The sequence below is a fragment of the Rhizobium leguminosarum genome, from assembly GCF_019798305.1.
Lineage (GTDB): Bacteria > Pseudomonadota > Alphaproteobacteria > Rhizobiales > Rhizobiaceae > Rhizobium > Rhizobium leguminosarum_U.
Genome location: NZ_JAAXDD010000022.1, coordinates 65,102 through 76,491, shown reverse-complemented (window position 1 = coordinate 76,491; position 11,390 = coordinate 65,102). Strand labels below are relative to the sequence as shown.

Genomic DNA, 11,390 nt, shown 5'->3' with positions numbered 1-11,390 from the left:
GCAAGGCCGGCGCCCGATTGTTCTTCCTGCCGCAATACTCTCCCGATCTCAATCCGATCGAAAAGCTCTTTGCCAAGATCAAGCACGAGCTGCGTAAGGCGCAGGCCCGAACCCGACAGGCTGTCGACGACGCGCTGGCAGCCACCCTTCAAACCGTCTCGCCGAAAGAGTGCCAAAACTACTTCAGGGAAGCCGGATATGAACAGACCTAAAACAATCCCGCTCTAAAGCGCAAGGAGCGAACCTGAAAGATTGCGCGAAGGGCTGCATCCCTCAGGCGCCGGATGTCACAACATGATCCCGTATTGCCGCAGCACTTTCCAAAGGTGACGTGAACGTCACATCCAACGTCAGCGCGTTTGGGTGCGGGATATCAAGAACCACGGCCTTTTGGCTTCGGCTCCTCGACGTCTTGACGTCGGTGGTTTTCAAATGGTCGCGCCGTGCGGGGGAGGAAACGCGACGCGCCAATTCTTCTTCGGCACAAAGCAATCGCACCGGAACAAAGAGCGCGGCGCGCTGTGTGGCGGCGTCGACGAACTGTTGGTACGTCCGTGTGCTCCGCTCATCGCCTTCGACCCCGGCATGGGTGAAGATGAAATTCGCCGACGGGTCGCTATAGGCGGTGATGGTATCCAGCACGGCCTGCCGGACCCTTGCAGTATACTCCCAGATGCCCTTCGGCAGCGGAGCGCTTGCTTCTTCGTCGAGGAGGCGCAGGATCGGATTGTTGAACCAGTGATTATCAACGATCTTTGCTGATACAAGCGACCCGAGTTCTCGAGCGATCGTCAGCTTCCCGACGCCCGGAAACCCCAGGAGCAACACGAAAACACTCATCGTCCGACGACTCTCCCAACCCGATCCACCGCTGTGAAAACGCAGCATGTCTGCGCTTCCACAAGCCGAACCGCTTAATGCGAGGCCACCTCGCTTGCGACGGCCGCCCCCTCGCGCTTCTGGCTGGGACCGACCGGGATCAGCCAGGTGGTGAAGAAGGTTAGCACCGCGACTACGACGACGCCCCAGAAGCTCCAGTGCAGCGCCGCGTCGAAGACGGCGCGGATCGCCGGATCGGCGGCGAGTGCCGAAAGCCCAGTCGGCTGGTTCAGCGCCTCATGCAGGCCCGCCGCCGCCTCGCCGCTCGCATAGTAATTGATGCCGGCATTGAGGATGGCGCCGAGCACCGTGGCGCCGAGCGTATTGCCGAGGCTGCGGGAAAAGATGATCGAGGCTGTGGCGCTGCCGCGCATCGACCATTCGACGCTCTCCTGCACCAGCACGATGCTGGTGAGGCTGATGAGACCCATGCCGAAGCCCATGAAGAAGGAGCCGGTGCCGGCAACTATCGGCGAGCTTTCGGGGGTCAGGAACAACAGGAAACAGGCGCCGAAGGGAAACATCAGGCTGCCGACGCGCAAGGTGCGGCGGATGCCGAAGGCCTTGTAGAAGCGGCCGGAGAGGATCACCGCCAGGGGCCAGCCGACGACGAGCATGGTAAGCGTGAAGCCCGCGACAACAGGCGAACGGCCGAGCACGCCCTGCACATAAATCGGCAGGATTGTCGAAAGCCCGATCAGCGCCATGCCGGCCAGCAGCGTTGCCGCATTGCTGGTCGCAATCAGCCTTCGGCTCCAGAGCGGGATCGAAATGATCGGCTCCGGCGCCCGCTTCTCCTGGCCGAGAAAGAAAAGGCCCGCGACCACGAAGACGGCGAAGAGCGAAATCAGGATCCAGGTGCTGGCATCGGTTTCCGTCAGCATGATGAGAAGTGCGACGATCGAGATCGAAAACAGCGCCGCGCCGAGGTAATCGATCTTGGCCTGCTTGTGGGCCACGTCCTCCTTCAGGAAGATCATGAAGGCGATGATCGAGATGATGCCGATCGGCAGGTTGATCCAGAAGATCCAGGCCCAGGAGATGTTGTCGACGATGATGCCGCCGGCCAGCGGCCCGACGACGGCCGATGTCGCCCAGACGGTGGCCATGAAGCCCTGCACGCGGCCGCGCTCCTCGAGCTTGAAGAGATCGCCGATGATCGTCGTCGTCACCGGCTGGATGGCGCCGGCGCCGAGCCCCTGCAGCAGCCGGAACAGCACCAGCGACATCATCGACCAGGCAAGCCCGCAGAGCAAAGAGCCGGCGAGGAAGATAAGGATGCCGCCGATCAGTACCGGCTTGCGCCCGAAAATGTCGGAAAGCTTGCCGTAGATGACCGTGGTGGTCGATTGCGCCAGCAGGAAGGCAGAAAACACCCAGCTGTAATAGGAAAAGCCGCCGAGCTGCCCGACGATGCGCGGCATCGCGGTCGCCACGATCGTCGCCTCGATCGCCACCATGAAGGTCGCGAGCATGATGGTGGCGACGATAAGCACGCGGTTCGAGCGTTGCGCTGCATTCGACATGGCGATCCTCTTCGGGTGCTCCGCAGATGCCGGAAATATCGGCAGGCTGGCTTTGGTGTGGGGCGATGCGCCGCTTGCGGAGTGATGTGGCTCTTTTACGTCTTCAGGGCCGAACGGTAAAGCAGGCCGCGACCGGTTTCTGACGGCAGCGATCCTTTTCGCGCGATGTCAGGGAAGTTTCGGTCGAAAGCGAAGGCCCGGGCCGAGCGACGCCGGGCCTTCATTCTGTCGGGAGGGAAGGCGAACAATCGCCCACTCCTCATTGCGGGCACGCATCGCCGACGGAACTGTTATCCGTGCCCGTGCCGGCCGCCCCCGCGCAACCCGGCGTCTGCTGCAGGTTGGGATTGACCCCGCCGGGATTGATCGTGCTGCGGCCGCTATTGAGATTGACGCCGCCATTGCCGGCCGTGCTGCCGGTGGTGCCGGGATCGGTGCCGACAGAACCGGTGCCAACAGACCCGGCGCCCGCGGAACCGGCGCCCGAACTCCCCGACCCGCCGATAATCGGCGCCACCGAAAGCCGCCCATTGGCATCCGCACCTCCGGCCGTCTGCGCCGTGGCCGAACCGGCCAGACCGATCGAAAGCAATGATATCGCGATGAACTTGCAGGACATGATTTTCTCCATGCTTGTTGTCTCACGGGAGAAAACCTGCACGGGGTGGCATTGTTCCTGTCGTAGCTGCGGTTTTCACGGTCGTTTGATTGGAACCGGGGAGACGGGGGTTCCCGGCCATTATATTAGATAAGTTCGCGTGCTGATTGCTTTCTTTTCGGCGACAGCTATCGTTGCCTTTCAATACTCAAGATATCCATCTTTGCCGTTTCATCGATTCGTTGTTGTTTGTCTTGCTCTGCTGGTTGTAACACCTGCCCTTGCCGTCGCAGAAGACCGCCGGTCCTTTGGCATCAACGAGCCGTTGCCCGGCGAGGATCCGACCTGCAACGAAGCAAATCGCGCCTTTGAAAACACTTACAACTCCGGCAGATATTCGAGTCGGATCTACTTGGCTGACAGCCACGTCAGCCTGTTTTCGGAGCGTCGATACAACGGAAGAACGCTGTATGAGCGAAAAGAAGATGGGGGTCTATGGTCTCTGCTGAGTCGCGGCGTGACGAAAACTGTCACGGACGTGGGGCCTGTCCTTACTGATTGTAATCTCATTTCATACGAAAAATATCGTAACACCAATGTGGGCACATTCTCTGGCAGGTGGCATCGTGGCCCTTATCACGCCTCGATTATGATATGGCTGTCGGCAACGGATCGCCTGCTGTTGAAGACCGAGCGCATTTTCGATCCCGACAAAAATCCTTTTTCCGCTCGGACCGTAATGGATATCTATGAAACCAATCGCGATAATGTGGCGGTTCCGAATGGATTCTTCATCGACAACCCTTGGATTCGATGAAGTTTTTCCATAACAGCCGCGAAAGCGTGACCCTGTCAGGCTCTTGGACCGAGGAGGGGCTGCCATTTTCGCCAGAGCACTAGATAGGTTTCAGATTGTTGAGATTGCTTATTTTGCGATGGGAGTTCCCGCTGGCCACCTCCCCGCATGCGCTGCCGCGAGGTGCCGAAGGGGGAACGAGTTCTTTGGTCATTCCGGTTTTGCCGGGTTTTATCTGATCTGCCTTTGGGGTGGGTTTGTCGGCATGTCCTCCCTTCTGCTTCTTCATGAAGTTTTGAGGCGGCTTTTCAAGTCAGCTATCAAATGATGATGGGCTTGTGCCTGCGCCACCGCGGAGGGACTCTGAGGTCTTACCTGCGAGCTGACCGCCTCCACGTCATTTCCGCGAATGCCACTTATGTGCGTGTTGCCCGAGCGCTGCCGACGGAAAGAGCCACCGCCGAACTTCGGGCGCACCGTCTCTGCAACATACTGAAGTCTACGAGAAAAATGGTGCCGCTTGCAGGACTCGAACCTGCGACCCCATCATTACGAATGATGTGCTCTACCACCTGAGCTAAAGCGGCCCCTCACGGCCGAAGCATGCGGCCTGCGATTTGCATGGCGCTGATACAGGCATTGTTGGAAGATTTCAAGCACCCTGTCATGGCTTTGGCAAAAAAGAGGGAAGGGCGCCTCAGAGCGCCAGCCGGGTGCGCGCCGCCCTGTATTCGGCCTCCAGCCGATCGACGAGTTTTGCCACCGGCTCGACAGCCTTGATGGCGCTGATGCCCTGGCCGCTGCCCCAGATGTCCTTCCAGGCCTTGGCGCCGCCGACAGCCTGCTCGAAATCCATCTTCGAGACATCGGCTAAGGGCAGGTTGTCGGGGTCCATGCCGGCAGCCAGGATCGAGGGCTTGAGATAGTTGCCGTGCACGCCGGTGAAATAGTTGGAATAGACAATATCGCCAGCAGCACCTTCGACGATCGCCTGCTTGTAGGCGTCCGCGGCGCGCGCCTCTTGCGTTGCGATGAAGGGCGAGCCGATATAGGCCATGTCGGCGCCCATCGCTTCTGCGGCGAGGATGGCGCCGCCGGTGGCGATGGCGCCGGCCAGCAGCAGCGGCCCATCGAACCATTCGCGGATTTCCTGGATCAGCGCAAAGGGCGACAGCGTTCCGGCATGGCCGCCGGCGCCGGCCGCCACCGCGATCAGCCCGTCGGCGCCCTTGCGGATCGCCGAATGGGCGTGGCGGTTGTTGATGATGTCATGCAGCACGATGCCGCCATAGGAATGCACGGCGGCATTGACCTCCGGCACGGCGCCCAGCGAGGAGATGACGATCGGCACCTTGTATTTGACGCAGAGCGTAAGGTCGTGCTCCAGCCGCTTGTTCGACATGTGGACGATCTGGTTGACGGCAAAGGGGGCGGCCGGCCTTTCCGGATGGGCGGCGTCATGGCGGGCGAGCTCCTCGGTAATCTCGGCCAGCCATTCGTCGAGCTGACTTTCCGGCCGGGCGTTCAGTGCCGGAAACGCCCCGACGATGCCTGCCTTGCATTGCGCCAGCGTCAACGCCGGATGCGAGATGATGAACAGCGGCGAGCCGATGACCGGCAGTCTCAATCTGTCCTTCAGGATCGGGGGCAGGGCCATGGCTCATCGCTTCCATTGACGTTTACGAAAACGTCAATCTCATAACAGAGATGAAAAGGCGATAAAAGAGCGGCTGCCATGCCTTCGTCGATTTCAGCCCGAATATATACGTCCGAGAAAGCACATAATAAGGCCCGCAAGCGGTGAAACCTGCCGATTATTCCCGCCGATCAACCGCGGCCGGGACCTGCAAGGCTTGCGGTTTGCCGCACTTGCCGCTACCGAATTTTGATGGAGAACGGCGGGGATTGCAGTCCGATGCCGAATTCAAGGTGAAGGACTTGACGTGAGCGGATTGGAAACGGCCATCAGAACTGCGCTCGAGAATTCCGATCGCGATAATCCGGAGGTTCGAGCGAGGATCTATCAGTCGGCCCGCCAGGCGCTGGAAGCCGGCTTGCGCAAGCAGGATATCACCGACACCGAGGTCGTCGCCCATCACCGCCATCGCCTGGAAAGCACCATCCATGCCATCGAAGGCGAGGAGCGCGACCGCCTTCACCCCCGCCAGAGGCCGCCTGAAGTGCCCGTGCCGCCGGTGGTGGAAATGCCGGCGCCGCCGGTTCCGCGCGGTGATGTGGCCGATATTGACAGCCTTATCGACAGTCCCGTACCGGTGGGCGAAACCCGCACCCCCGACGTGGCTCTCAGCCGCGGCGACGAGTCCAGCCTCGATGACGTGCATGCCGGCAATGCCGATCACCTGGCTGCCGCCCCCGTCGGCGAGGAGCGGCTTGCCCGCGGTCAGCGCGCCACCAATATGGATTTCCGCCCGGAGCGGGCGGCAGGCCGCCGCAAGCCGCGCAAGTTTTTTTCGAGGCTGCTCGTCTGGTGCGTGCTGCTCGCCTTCATCGGCATCGGCGCCTGGTGGGCGCATACGTCGGGCCTGCTGATGACGGCGGCCGAGCGCGACACCAGCGTTGCCAATCCGCCGGCAAGCACCCAGCCCGAGGATTTCACCGGCAATGACGATAGCGCCGGGAATGCCGCCTCTCACACCGATCAGCCGGTGACCATCGATCCGCAGAACAGTTTCTCGGCCGATTGGATCCCGCTGTTCAAGCCTGAGGACGCCGACAAGATCCAGAGCGGCCCGCGGGCGCGCACCGAAAAGATCACCGAGAATGACGGCCCGGCCGTCCGGCTGATTTCCGAAAGCGGTGCAGCCGATGGCAATGTCTCGATCAGCGTGCCGCCTTCGGTGCTGCAGCAGCTGGCCGGCAAATCCTCGACCATCGCGCTGACGCTGCAGTCCACTACCGACGAGCCGACCCAGATCACCGTCGAGTGCAATTTCCAGACGCTCGGCAATTGCGCTCGCCATCGCTTCACCGTCACCCGGGAAAAATCGGATGCGCTGCTGCAGGTGAAGTTCGACCGCTCGCTGGCGCCGAATTCGCCGGGCACGCTGACGATCAACAGCGATCTCGACGGCAAGGCGCGCGGCATCAACCTCTTCGCCATCCGCATCCTGCCGGGGCAGTGACCCCGGTCCCGGCGGAGCCGGTGACCCCGTTTAGCCTACGCCTATTTCAGGGAAGCCCTATTTCAGAAATCCAGGCCCTGAGCCGATGATCTCTGCATCGACCGTGCCGAGCGCCTGTTTGTTCTTGCCATCATAATCCATCCTGTTCAGCATGTGGCGGATGAGTTCGAGGCGCGCCCGTCGCTTGTCATTGCCGTGGATCACCGTCCAGGGCGCGAAATCCGTATGGGTTTCTTTGAGCATCCGGTTGCGCTTGTCGCTATAATCGCCCCATTTCGTCAGCGCCGCGATGTCCATCGACGACAGTTTCCAGACTTTCAGCGGATCGTGCCGGCGGTCGTGGAAGCGCTTCAGCTGCATCTCGCGGCCGATATCGAGATAGAATTTGAAGAAGAAGATGCCCTCATGGGCGATGATCTTTTCGAGCTGCGGCGTCTGCTTGAGGAAATCCTCATATTGCTGCGGCGTGCAGAAACCCATGACCGGCTCGACGCCGGCGCGGTTGTACCAGGACCGGTCGAACAGCACGAATTCGCCAGCCGTCGGAAACTGCGCGACATAACGCTGGAAATACCATTGCCCCTGTTCGCGCTCGGTCGGCTTTGTCAGCGCCACGACGCGGGCAAGGCGTGGGTTCATATGCGCCGAAGAGGCCGAGATCGCGCCACCCTTGCCGGCAGCGTCGCGCCCCTCGAACAGCGCCATCACCCGCTTTCCGGTCGCCTGCAGCCAGAACTGCACCTTGACGAGTTCGATCTGCAGCTTTTCCAGCTCCTCCAGATAGTCCTCCTCCTTGAGCTTCTTCTTGTAGGGGAAGTCGCCGGAAGCAAGCGCGTGTTCGTCCACCCAGTCCGGCAGGATGGGATCGTCGACATCGAAGGTGCGTTTCTTCCCGCGGATCTCCAGATCCACGGCCCTGCTTTCGACCTTCTCGTCCATATGGTCCTCCTCGGCCTGGTTGTTCTCTTTCTGCAGGCGAACATAGTTACCGTTGAAAATCAAATCTTTCACGGCCGGCCGATCATTTTTCGTGGGTTTCGGCTGCGGCCTTTCGCTTCAAAGCGGCAGCCCGAAAACTTCTGTCATGAAGTGCCGCTATCAGGCAGAGTTCAATATAGAGAAAAACGAATCGACGCCGCGAGGGCACTTGCCAGACGAAACTCCGTGGAGAAAAAGCCTGTTGGCGCGCATAAGGCGCGAACGGCCGGTGCTGCTTGCGGCGATCCTCAGCGCGCTCGCCGCGCTTGCCGCCGGCATGAACAAGTGGGTCGTGCTTGGCCTCCTGCTTGTGATGATCCTCACCGCCCTTTTCAATGAGGCCCCCATCATCGAGGCCGAACCGGCCCCGCCGGTGGAGATCGAGCCGGAAGCGCCGCCAAGCCGCCTGCCGGAAGCTTCCGCCACGCTCTCCGGCCTCGATATCCCGGTCATGGTGCTCTCGGACGACGCCTCGGTGCTCTTCCAGAACCGCGCTGCCGAAAAGGCCTTCGGCGAGGTGGCGCTCGGCGCCCATATATCGGCCCGTATGCGCTCGCCCGGCGTGCTCGACATGGTGCGCGAAACCATCGCCGCCAACACGCCGAACCAGATAGAGCATGCCGAGCGGCTGCCCTCCGAGCGCGTCTATATCGTCCGCAGCGCGCCCATTGAATTCGCCGCCGATGACGGGCCGCGTGAGCGCTATTTCATCCTCTCCTTCCGCGATATTTCGGAGGTCCGCCGCATCGACCGCATGCGGTCTGATTTCGTCGCCAATGCCAGCCATGAGCTGCGTACGCCGCTTGCCTCGCTGCGCGGCTTCATCGAGACCATCCAGGGGCCGGCGAAGAACGATCTGAAGGCGCAGGCACGTTTCCTCCACATCATGCTCGATCAGACGACGCGCATGAGCCGGCTGGTCGACGACCTGCTGTCGCTCTCGCGCCTGGAGCTGAAATCGCACATCGCCCCGGATGAGAAGGTCGATCTGGTGCCGCTGCTCGGCCATGTCAGAGATGCGCTGGTGCCGCTGGCAAAGGATGTCGGCGTCGTCATCAACCTGCATCTGCCCGACGGCAAGGTCGAGGTGCTCGGAGACCGCGACGAGCTTGTCCAAGTCTTCGAGAACCTGATGGAAAACGCCTGCAAATACGGCCAGGAGGGCGAGGTCGTCGATGTCTGGCTGAAGAACGGCACCGGCCAGCCGGTCGAGGTCAGCATCGTCGACAAGGGCCCAGGCATTCCGGCCGAGCATGTGCCGCGCCTGACCGAGCGCTTCTACCGCGTCAGCATCGAGGACAGCCGCTCGAAAAAGGGCACCGGCCTCGGCCTTGCCATCGTCAAACACATCCTCACCCGCCACCGGGCACGGCTGATCGTCAAGTCGGAAGTCGGCAAGGGCACTGACTTTACGGTGCGTTTCTGACGCGACTGGCAGCGTGAGACGCAGTCCCCTCTCCCCGTTCTTACGGGGAGAGGGTTAGGGTGAGGGGCAAATCACACGGAACGACTTTAATGAGAGGCCCCAAGCCCAAAACCACCGCCCGAGCGCGATCGTTGCGTCAGTCGGATAATGATGCAGAAGACAGGCTGTGGAATGAGCTGCGCGACCGGCGGCTCAGCGGAAACAAGTTTGTCCGACAATTGCCGATCGGACCCTATTTTGCGGATTTTGCCTGTCGTGAACTGCGGCTCGTCATCGAAGTCGACGGCAGTCAACATGCGGAAAGTCGACGCGACGGCATTCGTGATGTCTTCATGACCGGCGATGGCTGGTCGGTGGTGCGCTTCTGGAATGTGGATGTTCTGACGGCACTGCCATCGGTGCTGGACACGATTCTGGCAATCTGCGACGGGCGATTGACCGAGCGCGTCGAGGTGGTGGATTTGCGATTCTTTCCGGCCGCGCGTGACTAGCGATGGTTTGCCGTGTGACGTGCCCCTCACCCTAGCCCTCTCCCCGTAAAAACGGGGCGAGGGGACGTGCCCTGCGAGAGGTGAGCGGGGAACGGAGAGGTCGCAACATGGTCCCTTCGCCCCGCCTGCGGGGAGAAGGTGCCGGCAGGCGGATGAGGGGCAAACCATGCGGAACGACCTTGATGAAAGGACGCAAGCAAAGAACCGCCGCCTCACCTACTGTCGCCGATATGCAGGCGGTTTTTACAACGCAAGGTGGATTGACCAACAAACTTTGCCGGTCGCCCGACATGATCTATCGGTCCATTTAAATATTTCATTATAACTCAGTAACTTAACCTGTCACAAATGTTTCACGGCTTTGACATAAAAGGACGGTGCTTAAAGCGCTAAGAGAGTCTCGCCGATGAAAAAAGGCATGCGAGGGCCTCTCTAAGGCCGAACTCACACAAGCCCAAATGCCGGGAGATCTTAAATGAACACCTTCAAGCTCACCGTTGCCGCGCTCGCTGCAACCGCCGCTTTCGCTGGCGCTGCCGTCGCCCGTGACCAGATTCAGGTTGCTGGTTCGTCCACCGTCCTGCCCTACGCAAAGATCGTTGCCGAGTCCTTCGGCGAAACCTTCACCAACTTCAAGACGCCGGTCGTTGAATCCGGCGGCACGGGCGCTGGTCTGAAGGAATTCTGCAAGGGCGTTGGCGAAGACACCATCGACATTGCCAACGCCTCGCGTCCGATCAACAAGAACGAAGCCGAAGCCTGCAAGGCTGCCGGCGTAACCGACATCCAGGAAGTCAAGATCGGCTACGACGGCATCGTCTTTGCAACCGACGCTTCCAACCCTGATGTCGCCTACGTTCCTGCCGACATCTACAAGGCCCTCGCAGCCCAGGTCGTCGTCGACGGCAAGCTCGTCGCCAACCCCTACAAGAAGTGGTCGGAAGTCAACCCGAAGCTTCCGGCTGTTGATATCGCCGTCTACATCCCGGGCGAAAAGCACGGCACCCGCGAAGTTTTCGAACAGAACGTGCTCGCCGCCGGCTGCAAGGCCTCTGGCGCAATCGACGTCATCGCCAAGGAAATCGCCGACAAGGCTGCCCAGGGCAAGGCCTGCGTCGCAGTCCGCAAGGACGGCGTTGCAGTCGACATCGACGGCGACTATCCGGAAACCCTCGCACGCATCGCTGCCAACAAGACCGGCGTCGGCGTATTCGGCCTTTCCTTCTACGAAAACAACGCCGACAAGCTCAAGGTTGCGAGCATGAGCGGTATCGTTCCGTCCACCGAAACGATCGCTAACGGCACCTACCCGGTTTCCCGCCCGCTGTTCTTCTACGTCAAGAAGGCACATCTCGGCGCCGTTCCTGGCCTGAAGGAATACGTCAACTTCTTCGTATCCGACCAGATGATCGGCCCTGACGGTCCGCTCGCAGAATACGGCCTCGTTGCCGCTCCGGATGCCGAACGTGACGCGATCCGCAAGGACGTCGAAGCCGGCAAGTCCATGTAATCACTTTGCCGGCGCGGTGCCTTTCAGCCGCGCCGGCATTGCC

At 60.8% G+C, this 11,390-nt stretch carries 11 protein-coding genes and 1 tRNA gene; 6 read left to right on the top strand and 6 right to left on the bottom strand.

The window, feature by feature from the left end; genetic code table 11:
* Positions 1–212 (top strand): transposase (locus HFO99_RS30250; protein ID WP_222358238.1); only part of this gene is annotated, 212 nt, incomplete at its 5' end.
* 61 nt (positions 213–273) lie between these two features.
* Here the strand turns inward: HFO99_RS30250 and HFO99_RS30245 are convergent.
* The 3 genes from HFO99_RS30245 to HFO99_RS30235 all read right to left on the bottom strand — a co-directional run bounded on the left by HFO99_RS30245 (position 274) and on the right by HFO99_RS30235 (position 3,024).
* The gene (locus HFO99_RS30245; protein ID WP_222365388.1) at positions 274–840 is read right to left on the bottom strand and encodes an AAA family ATPase; all 567 of its coding nucleotides are present in this window, start codon (positions 838–840) and stop codon (positions 274–276) included.
* A 74-nt stretch (positions 841–914) separates the two neighbouring features.
* The gene (locus tag HFO99_RS30240) at positions 915–2,405 is read right to left on the bottom strand and encodes an MDR family MFS transporter (protein ID WP_222365381.1); all 1,491 of its coding nucleotides are present in this window, start codon (positions 2,403–2,405) and stop codon (positions 915–917) included.
* Between the two features lie 259 nt (positions 2,406–2,664).
* The gene (locus tag HFO99_RS30235) at positions 2,665–3,024 is read right to left on the bottom strand and encodes a hypothetical protein (protein ID WP_222365379.1); all 360 of its coding nucleotides are present in this window, start codon (positions 3,022–3,024) and stop codon (positions 2,665–2,667) included.
* Positions 3,025–3,163: 139 nt separating this feature from the next.
* Between HFO99_RS30235 and HFO99_RS30230 the strand changes: the two genes are divergently transcribed.
* Positions 3,164–3,820, top strand: coding sequence for a hypothetical protein (locus HFO99_RS30230; RefSeq protein ID WP_222365377.1), 657 nt, complete (start codon positions 3,164–3,166; stop codon positions 3,818–3,820).
* Positions 3,821–4,310: 490 nt separating this feature from the next.
* Here HFO99_RS30230 and HFO99_RS30225 read toward each other — a convergent pair.
* Together HFO99_RS30225 and HFO99_RS30220 are read right to left on the bottom strand one after the other, a co-directional pair.
* Positions 4,311–4,386, bottom strand: a tRNA-Thr gene (locus HFO99_RS30225).
* A gap of 110 nt (positions 4,387–4,496) precedes the next feature.
* The gene (locus HFO99_RS30220) at positions 4,497–5,456 is read right to left on the bottom strand and encodes an NAD(P)H-dependent flavin oxidoreductase (RefSeq protein ID WP_222365376.1); all 960 of its coding nucleotides are present in this window, start codon (positions 5,454–5,456) and stop codon (positions 4,497–4,499) included.
* Between the two features lie 286 nt (positions 5,457–5,742).
* Here HFO99_RS30220 and HFO99_RS30215 point away from each other — a divergent pair, with 286 nt between their 5' ends.
* Positions 5,743–6,942, top strand: coding sequence for a regulator (locus tag HFO99_RS30215; protein ID WP_222365374.1), 1,200 nt, complete (start codon positions 5,743–5,745; stop codon positions 6,940–6,942).
* Positions 6,943–6,999: 57 nt separating this feature from the next.
* Here the strand turns inward: HFO99_RS30215 and ppk2 are convergent, their stop codons facing one another.
* Entirely contained in the window at positions 7,000–7,881 is an 882-nt protein-coding gene (gene ppk2, locus HFO99_RS30210; RefSeq protein ID WP_222365387.1) for a polyphosphate kinase 2, read from the bottom strand.
* Positions 7,882–8,122: 241 nt separating this feature from the next.
* On the opposite strand from ppk2, the gene phoR reads away from it, so the two are divergent.
* From phoR to HFO99_RS30195, 3 genes are all read left to right on the top strand, one after another.
* Positions 8,123–9,346, top strand: coding sequence for a phosphate regulon sensor histidine kinase PhoR (gene phoR, locus HFO99_RS30205; RefSeq protein ID WP_222365372.1), 1,224 nt, complete (start codon positions 8,123–8,125; stop codon positions 9,344–9,346).
* An 89-nt stretch (positions 9,347–9,435) separates the two neighbouring features.
* Complete coding sequence (locus tag HFO99_RS30200) at positions 9,436–9,837, top strand: endonuclease domain-containing protein (protein WP_222365370.1); 402 nt, start codon at positions 9,436–9,438, stop codon at positions 9,835–9,837.
* Positions 9,838–10,312: 475 nt separating this feature from the next.
* Positions 10,313–11,347 (top strand): substrate-binding domain-containing protein, encoded by a 1,035-nt coding sequence (locus HFO99_RS30195; RefSeq protein WP_064250666.1) that lies wholly within the window; start codon positions 10,313–10,315, stop codon positions 11,345–11,347.
* The last annotated feature ends 43 nt before the right edge of the window (positions 11,348–11,390 follow it).